The organism is Bacillus sp. FJAT-45350 (assembly GCF_002335805.1).
Classification (GTDB): Bacteria; Bacillota; Bacilli; order Bacillales; family NISU01; genus FJAT-45350.
In genome coordinates this window covers 1,212,752-1,234,415 of sequence record NZ_NISU01000001.1, presented here as the reverse complement: position 1 = coordinate 1,234,415, position 21,664 = coordinate 1,212,752, and the positions used below count along the sequence as shown (strand labels likewise).

25 protein-coding genes are annotated in these 21,664 nt (G+C 35.8%); 3 read left to right on the top strand and 22 right to left on the bottom strand.

The features are described from left to right. Window positions 1–282: 282 nt before the first annotated feature. Complete coding sequence (locus CD003_RS06220) at window positions 283–2,091, top strand: sulfatase-like hydrolase/transferase (protein ID WP_096200227.1); 1,809 nt, start codon at window positions 283–285, stop codon at window positions 2,089–2,091. Window positions 2,092–2,567: 476 nt separating this feature from the next. Here CD003_RS06220 and CD003_RS06215 read toward each other — a convergent pair whose 3' ends face one another. From CD003_RS06215 to CD003_RS06185, 8 genes are all read right to left on the bottom strand, one after another. Next, window positions 2,568–3,710 carry an acyl-CoA dehydrogenase gene (locus CD003_RS06215; RefSeq protein ID WP_096200225.1) on the bottom strand — a complete coding sequence of 381 codons (1,143 nt, stop codon included), beginning with the start codon at window positions 3,708–3,710 and terminating at the stop codon, window positions 2,568–2,570. 91 nt (window positions 3,711–3,801) lie between these two features. Further along, window positions 3,802–4,545 carry an amidohydrolase family protein gene (locus tag CD003_RS06210; RefSeq protein WP_096202269.1) on the bottom strand — a complete coding sequence of 248 codons (744 nt, stop codon included), beginning with the start codon at window positions 4,543–4,545 and terminating at the stop codon, window positions 3,802–3,804. A gap of 84 nt (window positions 4,546–4,629) precedes the next feature. After that, window positions 4,630–4,917, bottom strand: coding sequence for an RNA polymerase alpha subunit C-terminal domain-containing protein (locus CD003_RS06205; protein ID WP_096200223.1), 288 nt, complete (start codon window positions 4,915–4,917; stop codon window positions 4,630–4,632). A 309-nt stretch (window positions 4,918–5,226) separates the two neighbouring features. Continuing rightward, complete coding sequence (locus CD003_RS22075; protein ID WP_142302852.1) at window positions 5,227–5,421, bottom strand: hypothetical protein; 195 nt, start codon at window positions 5,419–5,421, stop codon at window positions 5,227–5,229. Beyond that, complete coding sequence (locus CD003_RS06200; RefSeq protein WP_096200221.1) at window positions 5,421–5,891, bottom strand: peptide-methionine (S)-S-oxide reductase; 471 nt, start codon at window positions 5,889–5,891, stop codon at window positions 5,421–5,423. The genes CD003_RS22075 and CD003_RS06200 overlap by 1 nt, the downstream gene beginning before the upstream one ends. 104 nt (window positions 5,892–5,995) lie before the next feature. Next, window positions 5,996–6,241: a hypothetical protein gene (locus tag CD003_RS06195; RefSeq protein ID WP_096200219.1), complete on the bottom strand. Its 246-nt coding sequence runs from the start codon at window positions 6,239–6,241 to the stop codon at window positions 5,996–5,998. 267 nt (window positions 6,242–6,508) lie between these two features. Further along, window positions 6,509–7,120, bottom strand: a complete 612-nt coding sequence (locus CD003_RS06190) for a TetR/AcrR family transcriptional regulator (RefSeq protein WP_179295455.1) — start codon at window positions 7,118–7,120, stop codon at window positions 6,509–6,511. A 13-nt stretch (window positions 7,121–7,133) separates the two neighbouring features. Next, window positions 7,134–8,393 (bottom strand): glycosyltransferase, encoded by a 1,260-nt coding sequence (locus CD003_RS06185; RefSeq protein WP_096200215.1) that lies wholly within the window; start codon window positions 8,391–8,393, stop codon window positions 7,134–7,136. A gap of 200 nt (window positions 8,394–8,593) precedes the next feature. On the opposite strand from CD003_RS06185, the gene CD003_RS06180 reads away from it, so the two are divergent. Continuing rightward, window positions 8,594–9,379: a DUF4181 domain-containing protein gene (locus CD003_RS06180; RefSeq protein WP_179295454.1), complete on the top strand. Its 786-nt coding sequence runs from the start codon at window positions 8,594–8,596 to the stop codon at window positions 9,377–9,379. Between the two features lie 62 nt (window positions 9,380–9,441). Here CD003_RS06180 and CD003_RS06175 read toward each other — a convergent pair whose 3' ends face one another. Further along, the gene (locus tag CD003_RS06175) at window positions 9,442–9,864 is read right to left on the bottom strand and encodes a hypothetical protein (RefSeq protein ID WP_096200211.1); all 423 of its coding nucleotides are present in this window, start codon (window positions 9,862–9,864) and stop codon (window positions 9,442–9,444) included. 165 nt (window positions 9,865–10,029) lie between these two features. Further along, the gene (locus tag CD003_RS06170) at window positions 10,030–10,239 is read right to left on the bottom strand and encodes a hypothetical protein (RefSeq protein ID WP_096202268.1); all 210 of its coding nucleotides are present in this window, start codon (window positions 10,237–10,239) and stop codon (window positions 10,030–10,032) included. A 374-nt stretch (window positions 10,240–10,613) separates the two neighbouring features. On the opposite strand from CD003_RS06170, the gene CD003_RS06165 reads away from it, so the two are divergent. Continuing rightward, a complete protein-coding gene (locus tag CD003_RS06165) occupies window positions 10,614–11,849 on the top strand; it encodes an IS110 family transposase (protein ID WP_096200209.1) in 1,236 nt (411 codons plus the stop codon). A 187-nt stretch (window positions 11,850–12,036) separates the two neighbouring features. Here the strand turns inward: CD003_RS06165 and CD003_RS06160 are convergent, their stop codons facing one another. The 12 genes from CD003_RS06160 to CD003_RS06100 all read right to left on the bottom strand — a co-directional run bounded on the left by CD003_RS06160 (window position 12,037) and on the right by CD003_RS06100 (window position 21,473). Beyond that, window positions 12,037–12,327 carry an RNA polymerase alpha subunit C-terminal domain-containing protein gene (locus CD003_RS06160; RefSeq protein WP_096200207.1) on the bottom strand — a complete coding sequence of 97 codons (291 nt, stop codon included), beginning with the start codon at window positions 12,325–12,327 and terminating at the stop codon, window positions 12,037–12,039. Between the two features lie 44 nt (window positions 12,328–12,371). Further along, entirely contained in the window at window positions 12,372–13,091 is a 720-nt protein-coding gene (locus CD003_RS06155; RefSeq protein ID WP_096200205.1) for a polysaccharide deacetylase family protein, read from the bottom strand. A gap of 68 nt (window positions 13,092–13,159) precedes the next feature. Further along, window positions 13,160–14,029 (bottom strand): ABC transporter ATP-binding protein, encoded by an 870-nt coding sequence (locus CD003_RS06150; RefSeq protein ID WP_096200203.1) that lies wholly within the window; start codon window positions 14,027–14,029, stop codon window positions 13,160–13,162. A 12-nt stretch (window positions 14,030–14,041) separates the two neighbouring features. Further along, window positions 14,042–14,434 carry a GntR family transcriptional regulator gene (locus CD003_RS06145; protein WP_096200201.1) on the bottom strand — a complete coding sequence of 131 codons (393 nt, stop codon included), beginning with the start codon at window positions 14,432–14,434 and terminating at the stop codon, window positions 14,042–14,044. A gap of 18 nt (window positions 14,435–14,452) precedes the next feature. After that, complete coding sequence (locus tag CD003_RS06140) at window positions 14,453–15,193, bottom strand: hypothetical protein (RefSeq protein ID WP_096200199.1); 741 nt, start codon at window positions 15,191–15,193, stop codon at window positions 14,453–14,455. Window positions 15,194–15,207: 14 nt separating this feature from the next. After that, the gene (locus CD003_RS06135; RefSeq protein ID WP_096200197.1) at window positions 15,208–15,687 is read right to left on the bottom strand and encodes a small multi-drug export protein; all 480 of its coding nucleotides are present in this window, start codon (window positions 15,685–15,687) and stop codon (window positions 15,208–15,210) included. A 197-nt stretch (window positions 15,688–15,884) separates the two neighbouring features. After that, a complete protein-coding gene (locus CD003_RS06130) occupies window positions 15,885–16,568 on the bottom strand; it encodes a hypothetical protein (RefSeq protein WP_179295453.1) in 684 nt (227 codons plus the stop codon). Window positions 16,569–16,645: 77 nt separating this feature from the next. Then, window positions 16,646–17,536, bottom strand: a complete 891-nt coding sequence (locus CD003_RS06125) for an ATP-binding cassette domain-containing protein (protein ID WP_096200193.1) — start codon at window positions 17,534–17,536, stop codon at window positions 16,646–16,648. Continuing rightward, the gene (locus CD003_RS06120) at window positions 17,533–17,916 is read right to left on the bottom strand and encodes a GntR family transcriptional regulator (RefSeq protein WP_096200191.1); all 384 of its coding nucleotides are present in this window, start codon (window positions 17,914–17,916) and stop codon (window positions 17,533–17,535) included. Before CD003_RS06120 ends, CD003_RS06125 begins: the two co-directional genes overlap by 4 nt. A 374-nt stretch (window positions 17,917–18,290) precedes the next feature. Beyond that, window positions 18,291–19,913 (bottom strand): ABC transporter permease, encoded by a 1,623-nt coding sequence (locus tag CD003_RS06110; RefSeq protein ID WP_096200187.1) that lies wholly within the window; start codon window positions 19,911–19,913, stop codon window positions 18,291–18,293. A 4-nt stretch (window positions 19,914–19,917) separates the two neighbouring features. Beyond that, window positions 19,918–20,829, bottom strand: a complete 912-nt coding sequence (locus CD003_RS06105) for an ABC transporter ATP-binding protein (RefSeq protein ID WP_096200185.1) — start codon at window positions 20,827–20,829, stop codon at window positions 19,918–19,920. Between the two features lie 14 nt (window positions 20,830–20,843). Next, window positions 20,844–21,473, bottom strand: a complete 630-nt coding sequence (locus tag CD003_RS06100; protein ID WP_257008211.1) for a TetR/AcrR family transcriptional regulator — start codon at window positions 21,471–21,473, stop codon at window positions 20,844–20,846. Window positions 21,474–21,664: the final 191 nt, after the last annotated feature.

Below are 21,664 nucleotides of genomic sequence, written 5' to 3'. Positions count from 1 at the left end.
GAGAATTACTTCAAACCGTTGTTCTTGATGAATAGTTTATTCCCATACTACAGGATTACATTAAATAATCAAGTTAATACCCGTTGGGACCAACCCTAAAAAGATGTGCAAAGGCTTTTTTGATAGATTGCTTGAAAACCTTGTGCTCGAACGGTAGTTGATCGATTACAGAGTATGACGCAGGAAAAAGGTGTTACTTTTTTTGCGAAAATATTCAATCACATTTCACTTTCTTACATATGATACAGAAGTATAACTTTCGTTCATTAGGAGGACGTCAAATTGGCCAAACATAAACACTCGCCAGATTGTTCTAAGCGAAAAAATAAAAGACCCAATTTCCTTATAATTCTTGTTGATGAGCAACGATTTCCAACAGTTTATGAAAATGAAGACCTAAAAGAATGGCGTAAAAATCATTTAAAGACACAGGAGCTTCTAACAGAAAATGGGATGACATTCTTAAATCATTATATTGGAAGTACAGCTTGTTCACCTAGTAGAGCAACTCTTTACACAGGCCAGTATCCTTCCCTACACGGGGTCACTCAAACGACAGGTGCAGCGAAAGGAGCTTTTGATCCAGATGTATACTGGCTTGATCACAATACAGTTCCTACTTTAGGTGACTATTTTCGTTCTGCAGGGTATCGAACGTTTTGGAAAGGGAAATGGCATGCTTCTGATGAGGACCTTATCGTTCCAGCAAGTCATAATGCCATGTTAAGCTTTAACCCAACAACTGGAGTTCCTGACCCCGAAAAACAACAGCTTTATTTACATGCAAATCGGCTAGATTCCTATGGTTTTGATGGATGGATAGGTCCTGAACCGCATGGAGCAAATCCACGAAATTCAGCATCATCCGCTGCGATTGGGGTAAGTGGCCGTGATGTCGTTTATTCTGAAGAGGTTGTTCGATTAATTCACTCCTTAGAAGATGAAGTTGATACCAATAATCACGAGCCTTGGTTAATTGTTTCATCCTTTGTTAATCCGCATGATATTACCCTATTTGGGCTATTCACACAATTACTACCTAACTTTAATTTTTCTGTAGATCCTTCCGTTCCTTTTATCCCGCAAGCCCCGACAGCAAATGAAAATTTATTTACGAAGCCCTCAGCACAAAGTAGTTACCGAGACGTTTATCAGCAGGCATTACAACCTACAATAGATACACCTTTTTACAGGCAACTATACTATTCACTTCATAAGCAGGTTGATGATGAAATGTATAAAGTATTTACCGCTCTTAAGCAGTCTATATTCTATGAAGATACTATCGTGGTATTCACTGCAGACCATGGTAGTCTCGTTGGGGCACATGGAGGATTGTTTCAAAAATGGCATAATGCCTATGAGGAAGCACTTCATGTTCCACTCATTATACACAGTCCTAAACACTTTGCTGGCTGTAAAGAAACAGATATGCTAACAAGTCATGTGGACATTGTTCCCACTTTATTAGGACTTGCGGGTATTAATGTTCAAGAAGCCCAAATGAAATTGAAAAAAGATCATTCAGAGGTCCATCCCCTAGTAGGGCGTGACTTAACTTCATTAATGAACGGAACTCCTGGATTTACTAGAGGGGATGAGGCTCTTTACTTTATGACAGATGATGAATTTTCAAAGGGCTTAAATCAATACACTCTAACTGGTCAACCGTATGAAGCGGTTATACAGCCTAATCATTTGGAAACAGTCATCGTCAAACTACCAACAGGCGATACGAATTCTAAGGAAATTTGGAAGTTCACCCGTTACTTCGATAATTCACAATTTTGGAGTAATCCAGGCGTTGAAGATGTTGAAACGACACAAAAAAAAGCGACAGATATTTCAGAAGATCAACAGGCTGCAATTTGTATCACAACTACCAAAACTCAACCAGTACAGGATCAATTGGAATTATATAATATAACGAAAGATCCATTAGAAGAAATAAACCTTGCACACCCTAGTCACGAAACACCTGAATCAAAAGTTATTCAACACCTTTTAACAGGAATTCTTCAAGAACAACGTAGACAAAAAAGACTTACACCTTCGAGTAGTACAGACTCAGGAAAGCCTTCATGTAATTAAAAACAAAAGATTTATCCTGTTTCCCAATGAACAGTAAAAAGCCTAATCCTCCTGACCTTTACCGAGCAATTAGGCTTTGTTCTTCAGCAAACGAGCCAATTGTAGAATATATTCTCATTGACTAGTATCATCCTGTACTGTGTAGTAATATTTATATCTTTTTGGATAATGTCATTGGTTTCAATAAATAATAATCATTGAACTATATCTCTCAGAGACAGGAATGATACGGTTGTTTAATCAAAATGTTGTAAAAGGATTATTGTACAGCACAATTATGTCCTCGGTTTTCAGTTTCGTTATTATTGGATTGACGATTTTTCATCATTTCAGAGTGACAAAGTTACTGGAATCAATCAAGAACAGATAACCACCTTTTGTGGTTATCTGTTTGCGCTTATAGTTGTACAGTTTTAGTCAATTAAGAAAGACGATCGCTTTAATAATCCTCTATTTGATACTTATCATTATTTTATTTATATGGACAGAAGGTGTTTTGAAATAACCAATCTTTGTATTTCATTTGTTCCTTCATAAATTTGTGTTACTTTGGCATCTCGAAAATATCGTTCTACTGGGTATTCTTTTGTATACCCATAGCCACCAAATACCTGAATTGCCTCTGTTGTCACATACATGGCAGTGTCCGATGCAAAACACTTAGCCATAGAGGCTTCTTTACTACAAGGAATTCCTTTATTTCTAAGGTCAGCTGCTTGATAGACTAATAATTTGGCTGCCTCCACTTTAGTCGCCATGTTCGCAAGTTTAAATGATAATCCTTGTTGAGCAGAAATCGGTTTACCAAATTGTTTTCTCTCTTTTGCATATTGTATAGCAGCCTCTAAAGCAGCCTCTGCTATACCAAGTGATTGCGCGGCAATACCTATTCTCCCAACATCTAAATTACCTAATGCAATTTTAAGACCTTCTCCCTCTGCTCCAAGTAGATTTTCAACTGGCACTTCTGCATTTTCAAAGAATAATTCACATGTATTTGACCCATGTAATCCCATTTTTCTTTCTTTTTTCCCTATAAAAAAACCTGGAGTATCTTTATCAATAATTAAAGTGGAAATTCCCTTTTTACCTTTTGTAGGGTCAGTAACTACAAAGGTAATATAAATATCTGCTGCACCCGCACCACTAATAAACATTTTTGAACCATTGACAATATATTTATTTCCCTTCCTTTCTGCAGTAGTACGAATGTTTGCAGCATCTGAACCCGCACTCGGCTCAGTTAGAGCAAAGGCACCAATAAATTTCCCAGATGCTAATTTGGGAATATATTTATTTTTTTGTTCGTCTGTTCCAAAATATAAGATAGGATTTGTCCCTACAGAAGTATGAACTGAAACAATTTCTCCTATGGTTGCACTTACTTTTGATATTTCATTAATGGCTAGAATATACGAAATAAAATCCATTTCCGTTCCACCATATTTTTGTGGAATTGGTATGCCCATTAAACCTAATTCCCCCATTTTCCGAATCGTTTCAAGCGGAAATTCATCTGATTCTTCCATCTCAACTACAGCTTTTTTTATGATCTCATTCGAAAATTCTCTTACCATTTTTTTCATCATTTGCTGTTCTTCATTTAATCTTAACTCCATTTTCTTGTTTTCTCCTCCCAATCTATGACCGAGCGCTCGCTCAATTTCGATGTAATAATTCAGAATTTACTGATTTTATTATATCTAAAATTTATATAAAATACCAATTGAAAGAATTTTTATATAAAATTTTACTTGCTTGTTCCTCGTCAAAAATAGATTTTATTAGCTCTATATCCGAATCTTGAAAAGGTCTCTTCGCTCTTGTAGAAGGTAAATCCGTTCCAAACATTAGCGCATGAGGATTAACATTATGAATTGATAACAAAGCACTCTTTACATCTAAATCAACTCGTCCAAAACCAGTTGCCTTTACTTTTACACCTTTATCAACTAAAGATAGTAAATTACTAAATCCCTCATTAACTAATCCAAGATGATCAACGGAAACTGCAGGAAGCTCCTTTATAATTGGGGTAATTTCTATTAGGGTTTTTGAATCAATGTATAACTCAGTATGCCATCCTACTAATTCATACACTCTTTTAGAAAAGGACTCTAAATATGATACATCTTCAGATCCACCACGCATCACATTAAAACGTATGGCCTTTACACCAATATCATTAAGACGAATAATCTCCTCATCGGAGGTATTGTAAGGCAATTGAGTTACTCCAACAAAATTTTTGCCCAAAATTTTTAACGCATCTTCTAGATAAGTTTGATCAAATTTTTGAAAAGAACCTGAAACGACAGCTCCCCCAACTACGTTCAAGTCTTTTACATATTCCAAATAATCCTCACAAGTGAAAGGTTTCGGTAAATAACCTTGATTTTCATACAACGGAAATTTTCGATTAATAATATGTAGATGCGAGTCAAAAATTTCTATAGTAATCACTCCTTTCTTGTCACTGTACTATTTGACATTTAAGTTTGTTTTTCCTTTTTCTATATTTGAAAGGAAAATCAATGATTATTGTTTAAATGATAACCCTTCTTCTAATGAAGTTCTCATAGTTGGTATGGAAGCAGGTCCAATACCATGGATTTTCAAAATTTCTTTTTCGGTGTACTTTGAGAGTTTTTGTAAAGTATCAATCCCTTCGTGAACTAAGGCATTTCTTGCAGGTGAACTTAGTTTCGATAGGAAGTCACTTTCAGGTTTATTCTCTTTATCACAGGTAGGACAACTTGGACAATCACTGCTTTTGTAATACTTATGACCTTCTTCACAAACCCTTAAATTTTTATCTGATGTCAAAATAATCCCTCCAAACTGATTCTATCTCCAATTTAATATACTTCTTATTTTACAATTAGTTATACAGTCTGACCAAACTTTGTACGCTCCTATTATAAAAGGGCGGCATTTCTTCAACAACAATAGGAACTGCCCTTGCAACATTTCCAAAACTCATGCTTCCCTTACTTCAATAAATGTAAAGGTAAAAAATATATGTGACTACTAATACAGAGAGAAGTTAAAAATTGCAATAGCCCAATTAACATCAGTAAACATTTCTTACCTCCAGAAAACTGTTTATGTTTTGCCTGTTTATGTTTTGCCTTTTTATCGTAACATTATTAACCTGTTTATTGGTAAAAACGTAGAATTCTTTATTAAAACAAACTGCTCTCGAACACTAAAAAGGAGCTGTCGTAACGATGCGACAACTCCTTTTGTTTCGTTAAAGCTACCCGATTGTTGAAAATGATTAAACGGTTCTGTTCCCCTTATTAGGGTAAAGCATTTCTTATTCTTCATTACTTATATCTACTTAATATTTCTTCTGGAATATGACAATAATCATTGGGACATTTAGCTAACCTATCTTGATGTTCTTCTGCACTTCTCACATAGTTTGTAAGAGGTAATACTTCAACAACTATAAGGTCATAATCATTTCTCTCACTAAGAAACGCCATCGCCTCTTTTAAGTGTTCAGGGTTTTCACTATATACTCCTGTTCTGTATTTCTCACCAACATCTTGCCCTTGTTTATTCAAACTGTATGGATCAACAATTTCAAATAAATATCCCATCAATTCCTTGATCGTTACAATCTTCGGATCAAATCCTGTTTTTACACATTCGGCGTAGCCATCATAATCACCCTCAAGTGTATGGCTTGTTCCATTAGCTCTTCCCGCTTCTGTAAACTTAACTCCAGGTAAAGTTTTTACAAAAGCTTGTACTCCCCATAAACATCCACCTGCAAAATATACTACTTCCATATTGACTCTCCTCTTATAAAGTCTTTTTTGATAGGCTACACGTTAGCACCTAAACTAATGCCCCCATTACTTTAGGTGAACGTCACAAACGTTTTTAAGGAAATTTAAGATAACATAACAATAATCAAATAAATTAAAGCTAAAGCAGCAAGGAGTATTTGTAAAATTCTAAATCCAAATCTAAATCTGACTATCTTTCTATCTCCAATGACAGCTACTATCCATAATAAAATCGCCATTATGGGAATTAATATTAAAGTTTGATAGGAAGCGACAAAAATAAGCCATCCAGCTAAAACAAATAAGCTAACTCCTAATACAAGAAATCCAGTAATAATATTAATTATCACAATATATACCCCTTTTCATTATAGTCATAATTGATATCCCCATTATATATATGGGTGGGTTAGTGCAATAAGAATAATAGTTATTCTTCGTGCTCAATATCAGGTAAAGCATTTATAAATTCTAAAAGGACATTTACATCAGTTGTCCTTAATACAAATCCTTCATTATTTAAAATAACAAAAGTGGGGAATTCCTCCAAAGTTGAAGATTCGTTCCCTGTTGTTTGAAGAAAAGAAAGTGGTCCTTATCGTAAAATTTGATTTTCTTTAGTAATCACCAATACCATCCTTCAATAAAGAAAGTAATTTTTCTGATTTTTTATTAATGGAGTCACATACTGTCTCACCGCTATTATCTTTAAACCCATCCACAAAATTCGCTGTCAAATGATAAATACATTCAGAAATAAATTTTGCATCAAGATTTGGCTTAAGCTCCCCAGATTGTATACCACTATTAATAAGCCCTTCATATATACTAACAACACTTTGTTGATCTTCTCCTAATATTTCTTGCATAAGCTGCTTATTTTCATATAATTTCTTTGCAATTTTTTCATATTCAGGATGCTTGGCTGCAAACAATGCCCCTGCTTTAAGTAGCTCGTGAAAACTCTCAAAAAAAGAGGACGATTCTTTTTGTAAGAAGGGAACCATATAACTTTGCTTCTTTTCTTTAATGATAGATAGAAGGTGTCGGAATAAATCCTCTTTATCATCAAAATAATCATAAAAACTACTTCGTGGAATTTTTGCCAACTTTATTATGTTTGATATTTTGACTTCGTCAAACGTAGATCTAGCAAATTCATACATAGCGGCATCTATTAGATTTTTTTGTTTTTCCTCTGTAAGTTTAAAAAATGTTGATTTCGGCAAATCTTCACCCCTTTTACCTTTCATCTAATACGTTTTCTATATATTTTACTGCTCTTTGTAAACCATTTTCTGAATTAATTACGTTTTTTACATTCTGTGCGTTTTTTATATAATCTTTACTTTCCATTTGTTCTAATGCATGTACTAAGTCAGACACTTTGAGATTTTTTTCACGCAAAGGCTTTATCGAATATCTTTTTTTATATAATTTATATGCCCAAAACGGCTGATCCACTGTAAACGGCATGATTAACTGTGGTACTCCACTCAATAGAGCTTCAGACATTGTTCCAACACCGCCATGATGAATAATACCTTTCGCACGTTTAAAAAGAAGGCGGTGAGGTGCTTTTTCAATCGCGAGTATATCCTCCTCATGATTAAATTTCATACCACTTGTTCCTGTTAACACAATTGCTCGATTATCTGTTTCCTTTAACGCCTTAATCAATTTTTGTTTAAAACTTGATGGGTTCTTTAAAGGCATAGAACTAAAGGATACCACAATAGGCTTCTTGTCTTTTTTTAGGAATTCTTCTATTTCATTAGATAGTGTTTCTTTTTCTAAATCTAAAAAGAAAAAGCCTGATAAAAACACGCGTTCCTTCCAACTGTCTACTTCTTTAAAAAGAAAGGGACTAATTGGATAAAGTATCGGAATCGGCGTATCATTCATTTCATAAGTGTAAAGTCCTGCTTTTCTCTTTGGTAACCTTAATGTTTTTTCTCTAAAATCATTGATTTGTTTTATAAAAGGTAGCTCACTTAATGTCACTACTTTATAGGACAATCTATTTAATACAGGACCTAAGTTTTTATTTGGTGATACAGCGAAATTCGGAAATTCTGTTGTTGGGTACATAATTGGGACAGGTGGTAAGCAAATACAAGGAATATTGTAATGTAAAGCTATATCAACAGCACCAAGAGCTTTTGGGTGATAAATAATCAACTCCGCTTCTTGTGAAGCCTGATAAAAGTCATCCATGCTCCTTCTATAAGCTGGAGTAATCACCACTTTTGAAAATTTCATCATTTTAAATAAATTAAAGCTTCCACCGTTAAATACCCTACTTCCTTCCTCGCTCTCCATAATTGCCATTAAATCAGCAGATGCTGTGTGAAAAGAAATCCCATTCTCTTCTATAAAACCCTTAAAAGTGGCACCCGTACAAATGACTACTTCATGGTGGTTTTTAATAAGTTCCTTAGCAAGCGCAACATACGGCTGTACGTCGCCTCTACTACCTAACGTTAAGATTGTAATCTTCATGCTCTTCACCACCAATGAATTAAATTAAATTATACCGTCGACACCATCGTCGGAATAATTTAATTATCTATTGTATTACACTTGTTGTCAATAATCCCCCGAAAAATTCTTTCTTACAAAATCACCCTAATCAATCCAAATTGATGATAAAATGGCAAAAAGGTATTAGGTTATGCTGTTTTTTTTACAGGAGGGATTTTGTGGATGTAGTTATATTTTTTTCTTTACTAACAGTAATCGTTGTTATCCTTAGTGGAATTTCGCGATTATTTCTAGTGAGAGGTGAAGTAACGAAGGTTTCAGAAACAGATGGGAAAAAGATTGAACGGTGGGGTGAAGGGATCATTGCCTTAACCTTTGTCTCACTTCTGTTCATTATTTTCGATTACCAAAATCTCGAAACGTTAAAATGGATTTTTATTTTATATTTTATTGTATCCCTTAGCTTTCAGTCTGTGATGGAATGGAAGTATTTGAAAGGTACAAAACACCTTGCTTCACTTACCATAATGGTATTAAGCGTTATCGCTATTATTGGTTTCTTTTATGCAACAGAGGCAGCGAAATATACATCATTTGCAGAGCTTTATTCAGATAACCTGAATGAGCATACTGTTGTTAAGAATATCTCAATTACAATTAACGACCTTTCTGAAAATAAAAAAGAACCAACAGCAACAGTTACGATTGATGATAAGCACATGATTCAATCCATTTTAACTGACCTTTCTACTATAGAGCTTAAAATACATGAGGATCATTATTATAATAACACTTTGAAGTATACACTATCAATTGATGTTAAAAACCCTGATAAAGATAAACAGAACTTTTTTTATCGAAGCAGTATTAACTTAAATATTGATCAATATTCTATGAGTCTCCTCGTGACTAAATATGATATCAAAACTGATACAAATCATTTGAGCACGATCGAATTGCTCGTTGATAGTCAAGAAGTTGATTGGAAGTATTTGAATGATTAGGTACTCTCACTATTTCGTTGTTGTTCCCTCTTTTACTCTGTTACTTTAGGAACAATAAACACTTATTCTTCAACAAAAGCATAGGGTAAGTCATTTATAAAGTCTAAAAGTTCCTGTACATCAGTTGTCTTTAATACAACCCCTTCACTATCTAAAATTACAAATGTCGGGAACTCATCTATTCCCAAAACTTCAACATAATCATTAAACTTACTAGAACTAGGGAAGAGATATGAATATAAATGTAACTTCCCTACTGGAGCATCAAATGAAAAGTAAGTTTCAAATTCTCTTCTTAGTTCTTCGTTTGTTTCTGTCGTTTCCCAATCTTCAGAAGGAACTGCACTCCAGAAAGAATAAAAATAATATTGATTTTCTTCATCAGGTTTCAATTGACCCATAAGTCTAATCTCTTTCCCCTTTTCGAAATTAGAACATCCTGCAATTAAAGGCAGGCAAAACACAAGAAGAATAAAAAATTTCAACTAGACCAACTCCTTAATAATATCCATCCAAACGCTCTCTGTTCAGTAATTATGTAAATTTTTTAGTAATTCTTAAATTTGTATATGTGGATTCTTTTCTTGTAATTTGTCTACAAATAAACTTATGAAATTACTTTAAGTGTACATTTTTCACATCTTCAACAATTAAATGATTATTTCATATATTTTTTGATAACCAAAAGGTAAAATAGAAGCAATAAACATACCTACCACTATTAATGAAACTGCTATAATTCTAAACTTTAAAACTGAAATTTCTTTTCTTTTATAAGCTATACTTAATACCTTAATCATAGAAAAAACAGTAATGAAAATTATTATAGCTGAAAAAATACTTGTTATAATTACTGGCATTTGAAACTCCTCCCTTAACACAATCGATAATTCATATATGTTCTCTAAGACGTTAATCAAAAGAATAGCCCCCTCTGCCAGCGATAATGTCTATACCTTCTAAGAGAAACGCCTCCGTTCGTATTATAAGGTTAACCAGATAAGAAAATATTTCTGGTTGACCTTTTTTTATATGGTCTTATTATAGCAGTAGCCAGGGTAGAACGTCCGCCCCCGTGGGACTTAGATCCCGTCAACTAAACCGTTCACCCCCTACTGGTAGAAACATGTTTGAGGCTGGTTGGGACTTAGATCTCGTATAACAAGCGAAGCTATGATACTACTAGGAGGAATTAGGGGTTACTGGCAAGTTAAAAATGAGGAGGAGATTTAGAATGAATCCAGTCGTTGGTCTGGATGTGTCAAAAGGAGAAAGTGAAGTTCAGGCGTTTTTAGATAAGGGGAAACCCTATCATAAAAGCTTTAGTATCAAACATGACCTTGATGGGCTAGGATCATTACTTGAGTATCTGGAAGGTCTAAAAGCTAAAACAGGTATACAACCTTCGGTGGTTTTAGAAGCTACTGGACATTACCATGCACCAGTGGTCCAGTTTCTAGAGGAACATCAGTATTTATTAATCATTGTTAATCCTTTGATTTCCCATAGAGCCAAAAGCTCTAGTTTACGAAAAGTTAAGACCGATGCCATTGATGCCTATCGTCTTTGTGAGCTTTACTACAAAGAGGATTTAGAGCCATATAAGAAGCGTGGCATTCAACTCTTGAACCTTCGTAATCTTACAAGGCAACATGAGAATATTACTGGATTGTATGTGCAAACTAAACTACAATTTCAAGCAGTGCTTGTTCAAGTATTTCCTGAATACACTGGGGTTTTTGGTGACTTATATTCTGTTGTGTCTCTGCTTGTTTTAAAAGAATATCCTGCATCAGAAGATATTTCAGCTGTTACTGAGAACGCATTGACTAATAGAATTAAGGAATTATGTAAAAGTCGTTCAATAAAATGGGCAGAAGAAAAAGCTCAAAGACTAAAACAAGCAGCAGTTCGGAATCCATTTCAAAAGACACTTTATCAGAGTCATTTACTGAGTCTAAGTATGTATATTAATATGCTTCTTCAATACAAAAAGCATCTATCAGAGTTGGAGACTGAGATAGATACTCTCGCAAAAGAAATTGAAGAATATAAGATTATCCAATCTATCCCAGGTATAGGAGAAAAAATCGCGGCAACGATCATTTCCGAAATTGGGGAAATAGATCGGTTTAATCACCCAAAAAAACTTGTCGCATTTGCTGGAGTTGATCCAGAGGTATTTGAGTCAGATAAATTCAAAGCCACTCTCGTTCGCATTACAAAACGAGGATCAAGTAGGTTGCGGCACGCCCTATATATGGCTGTTCGTTCTGGTATTCGTGATTGCCGTAAACAAAAAACAACTGATGAGATCATCCCTAGAAACAAGAAATTAAGGGAGTTTTACGACAAAAAACGAAATGAAGGTAAATTATTTAAGGTAGCCGTCATTGCTTGTGTAAATAAGCTTTTACACTGGATCTATGCCCTTTTAAAAAACAGAACCACTTTCCAAGATATAGCCTAATTAAGAACCCTAACTAAACAAGGTAAAACCTTCCAATCATTAGGGAGTGGAAGGTTATTTGGTATGCCCATTTTAGTATAGCATGAAAGATTTTAAGTTTTTATTGAAAAATATTGACAAACTATTAGCTGGTTTTGTTGAAGTACATCAATTCACAATCTGTGTTTGAATGGAAAGGAAAAAATAATTATTCTTTAAATGATAAACCTTCTTCTTCTAATGACTTTCTCATAGTAGGTAAGGAAGCTGGTCCAATGCCATGAATTTTTAATATTTCTTTTTCAGTGTACTTTGATAGTTTTTGCAAAGTGTCAATCCCTTCGTGAACCAATGCACTTCTTGCAGGTGAACTGAGTTTTGAAAGGAAGCCACTATTAGGCTTATTCTCGTTATCACAGGTAGGACAACTTGGACACTCACTACTTTTGAAATACTTATGTCCCTTTTCACAAACCTTTAAAGTCTTTTCTACTGTCAAAGTAATCCCTCCAAACAAATTCTGTCTCCAACTTAATGTTAATATCATTCTTGATTTTCATATTCTAATAATTCCGAAATTGTGACAAATGTATATCCTTGTTCTTTTAACGAGGTAATAATACCTTCTACTGAATGGAGAGATTCTCTCCTACTTTCATACATAACATGCAATAAAATAATTGAACCTGGTCTTATATTTTCTTCAACATGATGTACAATTTTACTAGAATCAGCCGCAATTTCTGGATAAGAATCAGGTTCTATATTCATGTAAATGGTATACCTATCATCCCTAGATAGATAATATGGTAACAAAACTAACCTTCTTCCGTATGGTGGGCGGAAAGTGATTTCTCCCTCATAACCGATTTGTCGTATTAGCTCATCCGTTTTATCTATTTCTTTTTTAATAAAAGATGGAGATTTAAACACCATTCTTTGATGCGAATAGGAGTGATTTCCAATTTCGTGTCCTTCTTGCACAATTTGAATCGCATCGTCAAAATGTTTCTCAATTTCATACCCAGTTAAGTAGAAAGTACCTTTCACATCATGTTTTCTTAAAATATCTAATATTTCATGTGTATTTACCCCTGGACCATCATCAAATGTTAAGGCTACTACTTTTTCATTTGTTTCGACACTATTAACTAAACCACCGAAGAATTGGAACGTTCTTGATTGAGATAACTCATTTAATGAATAACTAACAACAATCAATAACACGATTGCAATACTAATACTTTTTATTATTTTTTTCATAGGACCCCCAAAATTAAACTATATTTTCACCTTCATATCCTAGTATCATTTTTTTACTCTTCTGCTCGTTATTCTCCCTGACCAATGAGATATTCAATGACTTCTTCGAGTGATAAACGATTCATATGGGTAATTTCAATACCTTCCTGTTCCAGTTCTTGTTCAATAACTGTCAAATCATTTGTTACGATTTGCAAAGGGTCCTCTTCTATCCGTAATACATGTGCATGGCTTCTCATTTTATCTGTAATACGAGATACCCATAACCGTGCCCATTTCTCATGAAGTTCATCCTTTTCAAATGTGTGAATGATCTTCCCTTCTACTAATATAGAAATATAATCACATAATTGCTTCACTTCTTCAGAATTATGGGTAGCTATTACCAAGCTTCGTTCCCCGTCTTCCATATAATCCATGATATCTTCTTTTATTTTTCTTTGTGACATGATATCCAGACCTGCTGATGGTTCATCAAGCAACAATAGCTTTGTATCATGGCACAGCGCAAAGATAAACTCCACTTTCTTCTTCGTTCCTTTTGAGCATTTTCCATATTTTTGAGCTTCATCAATGTTGTACCTTTTAAGCATTAAGGAATAGTGCTGTTGATTCCATGTCGGATACCAATAGGCGATTAAGGAAGAAAGTTCTTTAATCGTTAAATAACTAAATGGTTCAAGTAAGTCACCAACATATCCGAACTTTTGCTTAATTTCGGTCTCATTGTCAACGAGGTTTTGGCCAAAGATGTTGATCGATCCTTCGTCTACTTGAAGGAGATTCATCATTATTCTAAAAAAAGTACTTTTGCCAGAGCCATTGGCCCCTACTACCGCAACGACCGTTCCCTTCTCCACTTGAAAATCGATTGGACCTAAAGAAAAATTTTTATAATGTTTGGTTATCCCTTTTATATCAACCAGTGAGGTATTCATAATCAGCCCCCATTATTTATTATCAAAATTTCGGTTTAACACTTCATTGAAAATCGTCGATAAATCGCCTTTCGCGCAACCGACCTGCCTACCTTGTTCAATTGCTTTTTGGAATGCATCATACACAACTTTTTGTCTCGCTTCTTCCTTTTGTAGTTCCTCGATCTCTCTGACAAACGTTCCTTTTCCTTGAACGGTTTTGATATAGCCACTACTCTCTAAATTTTGATAGGCTCGCCTCGTGGTAATGACACTGCACGCTAACTCACTAGACATCGCTCGAATGGAAGGGAGTGGTGTTCCTGGCAAAAGATGTCCACCAACTATTAGAGCTTTTACTTGTGTCTCAATTTGATGGTAGATTGGTTCTCTGCTTTCCTCTGAAACATGAATAGGTAACTTCATCGCTTCACACTCCCTCCGTTACAAATAATCTCTTCTAGATAATCTAATTGTCAGTAATTTGTTCCAAATAAAACTTCCACAAACACCGACAAAAAGGGAGATGGCAGCTAATGGCCAACCATGGCTTTTAATTAGTACCAGGACCGTTTCTACGATACCTTGACCAACAAGATTGTAGAAAATAAATATCGTTATGAGAAAAACGACAATAAAAACCCACGGAACAAGATGCAATACTTTTCCGTTTGTTCCGTACTCAATAAATGGATTTATTCCGCCTATCGCTAAAGCATAGCCTAACCAAAAGAGGATAAAAATCAAATACTCCACTGTTGTCATAAGCTCAAAGAAATTTGATGGTAATGAAATAGTTATTGTTAAATAAAAAGCAAAGGACATAATGATTAATGTTACAACCATTAGAAGTGTTCGACTTAACGAGAGGGTTGTAACAGGAATTGGCAATGAACGGAAAAGGGCCATTCTCTTACTAAATGGATCGTCCTTTATTGTTTGAATGTTTAAATACGGTCGAGACATATAAACCGCTGCAAACGATGGTGTCAATACGAGAAAGATAATGTCCAGTAACGTATGATTATAAAACGTCGTTTCAGTCCCAAATAACTTCCTTACTGACTGATCAAGAAGCGTAGCTGATAATAAAGCAAAGAAGATCGTTACTACTAACGTCAAGGCAATTGCTCCCCATTGTGATTTTAATTCCTTTTTAGCTAACCAAAATGCCTGTTGTAACAAGTCATTTCCTCCTTTTACTCAAAAAGATTGCGCTCTCCATGCCCTAATAAATCAATACCAAAATGAACTAATACAGCAAAGGTTAAACTCCAAATCACGATACTTGTCGTCATCCAAAACGCTGTTCTCTTTTTCGCCCCTCCTAATGTTAAGCTCATAAATGCAGTGAGGTGACTTCCAACAATTAGAGGACCAATAATTGCTAATCCTGGTAACCCGTATTTTTTCCAAAGTTTCTGTGCTCGCAGTGTTCGTTTACTTCCTGATTTTTCCTCTCCACTTTTTCGTTTTAGTCTCCATTCCTTGATTTTATTCACAAAAACAATTACGAATAAAACCGTTACTATATTTCCTATAAGTCCAAGAATTATGACGGGTACTGGCGATAAACCAGCAAGTATTGCTAACGGGATTACGCCATACGCCTCAAAAAAAGGAACCGCAGCAAGTATAAATACAAGAGCGTAAGTCCATAAACTATCAAATAAATTCATTCGTAACAACCTCCAACTGTTATGGTGTTTATATCTATATACACACTATAACATCTTAACATTCCATTGAAAAGCATTAAAATAGTAAGACAAGTTCTTTTGCATGCAAAACTAAAAAGCACCTAACCACTTTCAAAGAAAAGGTTAGGCGCTTCATCTCTACTTACTCTAATTCACAACTACTACTAGTAATAAAATTATTCAATCTTTATTGGAACTCGCTTCGTTAACCCACGAAGCACCCACAGACCTATCACTAGCAGTACGACAGTTGATATCATCGCAAAAGGAAGTGACAATTCAGGTAAAGAAAACCGAATAAATCCAAATAGTTGAAACGTACGTTCCCCTCCCCAACTCATATCCGTCATCCCAACATATATAATTGCAGAAAAAATTGTTATCGCTCCACCAAACCAACCGTACCGATAAAACCCGATACTAATAAGCCAGCCGGCCACATAATACGCAACCACAGATAAGCTATACACTACAAACGGTACTAACCAAGCCGATTCCACGGATAATACATCACCATAACCTGTATTCGGCATATACTCCGTGAATTTTCCCACAAGATGGAGGACGCCCTGTAAAGCACTAGCTAACGCCATAATACCAATAGCTACCGCAACAGCGGCAACAGCCGACCCGATGAAATAATCTTTCCTCGTAATTCCGTTCCCAACAAAATAGCTTAGGAACGCAAAGCACGACAGTATTCCAATCACCAACATGAATATTTTCGTTGGCTGAAAAATAAACGCGAGGAAAGGCAAATGTAACGAATCCACATCCGTCACGAAATTAGGAACAACAAGATAGACTACAAAGACAATACCAACGAACCAAATAGCCCATTTCATTTGCGTAACAAACAAATCGCTAGACACCTTCACCGCCGTAGAACCTTTCTTAAAAATACCCGCTTCTCGATCAGATCCCAGATTTACACCACTCATACATTCTCCTCCTCCGCTGTTAAATGAATAAACAATTCCTGAAGGGAAACTGTCCCAACATCTAATCCAAGCCTCACCGCTTCCAACCGCTTCTCTTCGCTCAACTCCCCGTATACCATCACTGATTTCGTATCTCCAAGCTGCTGCGTTTTCAACCGCTTCAATCCACTTGCCATACTAGCCATAAACGAATCTACCTCCGTTGATGCCCCCGTAACCGACGCCCCACGACCAACAAACGCATCATACTCTTCGTCAACCAACAACTTACCATCATGGAGCAGCAGCACATGGTCAAACAAATACTCCATCTCCGATACCAAATGGGTTGAAAGAATCATCGTTCGAGGATGTCGTGACTGCTCCTCGATGACTTCCTGGTAAAACAACTCCCGCGTCGGTGCATCCATTGCCAAATACACCTCATCCAAAATCGTCACTGGTGTCCGACTTGCCAACCCTAAAATCGCATTTAACGCCGACTGCTTCCCACTCGAAAGCGTCGAGATCGACTTATCCAACGGTACCTTGAAGCGACTCGCCAACTCCTCCGCATAAGCCCGATCAAAGAAAGGACGATACCGCTCCACAAACTCAAAGTACCCCTTCACCGCTTCATCCTCATCACTATAATTCGTTTCATAGACAAAGCCGACATGCGGCATCACTTTCTTATTCTCAAACGGATCCTCGCCATCGATTAGAAGCTCCCCAGACGATGGGTCCCGATAGGAAGCTAGTAACGACAACAAACTCGTTTTCCCTGCCCCGTTTCTTCCTAGCAATCCGTACGTCTTCCCATGTTCAAGCGTAAATGAAATCTTCTTCAACACCTCATTGTCCTTCAACTTCAGCCCTACATTTTTCGCCACAACATCCCATCTCATGATGACCTCTCCCCCTTCAACCGTTTGATGATGTCCGTGATTTCCTGCTCCGTCAAGCCCAGCTTCTCCGCCTCCTGAATCATTGGCAAGACAAACTCATCCTCAAACACATGCTTCCGACTCTTCACTAACTTCTCTCTCGCACCCTCAGCAACGAACATCCCAACACCCCGTTTTTTATAAATAATCTCTTCATCCACCAGCAAATTAATCCCTTTCGAAATTGTAATATGATTCACCTTATAGAACTGAACCATCTGTGTCGTCGAAGGAATTTGATCATGTTCCTTTAACTGATCCTTCACAATCTGATCCTCAATTCGTTCTTTAATCTGCATGAAGATCGGCTTCTTGTCATGAAACAAAAGACTCACAGCCATCACCACCTCTATACATATATAGTTATATATATAAGTATATAACCTTTGAAAGAATTGTCAAGGTAATGAGAAAAAAGGGTAAATGACTATTGAGGAAAAAGAAAGATAACGACGATAAAAGCGGGTTTATAATAGTTGAACTTAGAACTTTCGAAACGAGTTTTTTATCTTCCTCTAAACCTATCCTGGGATTGCTCGAGGCCACTAAAAAAGTGAAAGACACACTTTTTCAGCAGCCTTGGATTACTCTTGTACATCTTTCAACTTTTTGAAAATAAAAAAAGAAGCAAGAGAACCGTCCCCTTGCTTCAACCTCTATTTTGTAATTGAGTAAGGTGCTAAATAATTTTGATTCAAACCTAATTTTATAACCCTTAAAAAGATAAGTTACGGCGACAATTGCTTATAATCCCAACCGTTGTAAATATTATTGTTAATCCTAATAATCCTAGTGCAGGTATCCAATCAATATTTCCTGATTGACCAATAGTCGTATAAGAAAATGGAGAAATATTTTGAAGAATTTCTGGTAAACCAAGCATTGTACCAAACATAGGACCAGAAATTAAACTAAATATAACCGCAGCAATGGATACTGCAATTGCACCCTTTGGTAGAATCCCAATCATAAGAATTGTAAAAGCCCCAATGGTTAGTATGGCAGGAGCTTGATAAAAGGTGACTTCCATAAGTGTTAGAAATATTGAATCACCTATAGTTACTTTAGCCGTAATACCAGCACCTATTGCTAAAAAGAATAAAATAGCTGCTAACCCTATACCAACACATATAATCTGGCTCATTAATAAACGAACTCTACTCACTGAAGTAGCAAGAACTCCTTCCATAAAGCCGTCTACTTCATCATGACGTAACCTTAACAGAGCCAAAACAAAAAACACCGACACAAATGTAGCTAGAAATGCTACAAATGACCCCATGATAGAACTAATTACATTCGGATTCCCACCAAACATTTCTACTAATTGGTTATTGTTTAAACCCGATACCATATGCTGTATTTCTTTACCAATTCCCCCAATTACCATTCCAAAGATAAACATTGCTACAACCCAACTAAGAATTAACCTACGTTGAAGCCTCCTCATCAATCCAATTGGACTTAAAAGCATTTTCGAAGCAAAGGCAGGTCCTTTTTTTGCAGGGAATAATCCCATTCCTACATCCCTTTTTGTAATGAGATAGAATGCAATAAAGACAGTAGTAAAAAACAAGAAGCAGAATAGCCAAAGAATCCACCAATTATTATCATGGAATGCATAAACTTGACCAAGCCAGCCCCACGGTGAGAACCATACTAACCAATGACTATCAACAGCAAAGGTATTTCTATTAAACTCCCCTAGCACATCACCTATAGAACTGATAAGAAAGACTACTCCCAAGGTAATAGCAACTATTCCAGCTGCACCACTAGAAGTTTGAGATAGTTGAACTGCAATGGAAGTAATACCAGCAAAGGCTATCCCTAAACTTGCAAAAGCAACACCAGTTAATAGGGATCCTTCCATTTGAAAATTATTAAATAACATCCCTGCAGCAATCATAATTCCTACTAATATATTAAAAACAATAGTGACAATTAAACCAGCTGTTAAGCTAGAGTATTTACCTACTGCAGTGGAACTAATCATCTCCGTGCGTCCTGCTTCCTCATTCTTCCTAGTATGGCGTATAACAGTCTGCATACTTATTAATACAATGATAATACCAATTAAGATAGAACTTCTCATCAACATAGCAGATTCTACACTGATCCCTGCTGCTGGTATATCAAATAGTCTAATAGCAGGGCTTTCAGCTCGAACGACTATTTGTTTCATCACTTCTTCTTGAGAGGGCATTAGATCATTCATAGCGATACCTACTGATGTAACTAACGAGCCAATCACTGATAACCAAATAAATAATTTAAACCGATCTCGCTTAATAGCTAGAGAGGTTAAGGTAATCGTTCCCGTAAACTCATTGCGCATTCTTTCACCCCCTATCACTTTGCTGAGCATTACTTATTTCGTTACCGTAATGTTGCATAAAGAGATCTTCGAGCGAGGGAGGTGTGCTTGTTAATGTCTTAATTTCAAACGGAAGAAGGTGGCGCAACACAGAGTCAAGGTTCTGACTATCTATTTGAAACTGAGCTTTATTCCCTTCTATTTTTACATCAAAAACATTCTGTAAATCTTGTAAACCGACGATTTGTCGTCCTGTCTCTACAGTTACTGTAGTACGGGTTAAGTGACGTAATTCTCCCAATGTACCTGTCTCCACAACCTTCCCTTTCTTAATAATACTTACTCTGTCACAAAGTCTTTCTACTTCAGAAAGAATATGACTTGAAAGTAGAACTGTTTTCCCAGCTGCTTTCACTTCTTCAACGCAATCTTGGAAAACCTTCTCCATTAATGGATCTAACCCCGATGTCGGTTCATCTAAAATGAATAAATCTACATCCGATGCAAAGGCAGAAATAAGTGCTACTTTTTGTCTGTTCCCTTTTGAATAAGTTCTGCATTTTTTCCTAGGGTCAAGATCGAAACGCTCAATTAACTCTGACCTACGCTTCGTATTCATACTTCCTCTTAACTTGCCAAACAAGTCAATGACCTCTCCACCAGATAAGTTTGGCCACAAATGTACATCCCCTGGGACATATGCCAAACGTTTGTGCAGTTCAACAGCATCTCCCCAAGGGTCCTTACCGAATAGTTTTGCCTCTCCGCCTGTTTTTCGTAATAACCCAAGAATAATGCGAATCGTAGTCGACTTACCTGCTCCGTTAGGTCCAATAAACCCTAATACTTCCCCTTGATTTAATTCTAAAATCACTCCGTCCAAAGCAACAAAATGACCGAATTTCTTTGTTATATCTCTTAATTCTAATACAGACATTTCCCCAACTCCCTCTATTTATAAAAGCAATCTTTTAACACCATTAAACAATGATCGATTTTTTCTATCGTTTCAGTGAGATTATATTCTTCAACTGATCTATCCTTTGCCTTATTCCTCTCTTGTTCAATAACGCCTTCCATTGTCCAGGTAATCACTTTTAACGCTTTATCCACTTCTACATCTGCTTTAAATTTCGATTCATCTATTCTTGTAAATAATTCATTTACTTTAGCTGGGTTAAAACTCTCTTTTCTACGTTGGAGTTCAATTGCAACTTCCTCTGCTTCCTCAAAATAAGCGGACATGATAAAGTTAATAATTTCAGGAAATTCACGCATCAAAGTAAACTTTAATAAAGCCATATTCCGCCAAATTTTTAAAACGTCCGTTTCCGTATAATCAATTCCTGAATAAAATTCTTTATTTCCTACTTCCACTGCTCTATCAAATAAATATAGATATAACTCTTTTTTGTTTCTAAAGTAGTGAAAGAGTAGACCCTTTGAAATACCAGAATCTTTTACAATTTCATTAGTAGAAGCCTTTTTATAACCTTTATGTGCAAACTCACTCATAGCAGCATTTATTATTTTTCTTTGTTTATATAGATCGATGTCAAAAAACTTAGAGTTTATTATCATCACGCCCCTTCTATTTTTATAATCACCGGCTTATACAAAAATATTATGATTGACCACTTTGTTCAAGGTAGTAAAAGAATTTTATTGGGCGTTAGGGACAGCGTATTTTTTAAGGAGCAGCCTGAAAAAATGAGCAAAGGCTTATATTTTAAATGCTTGAAAATCTCTTTCTAGTAAAATAGTTGAGCGAG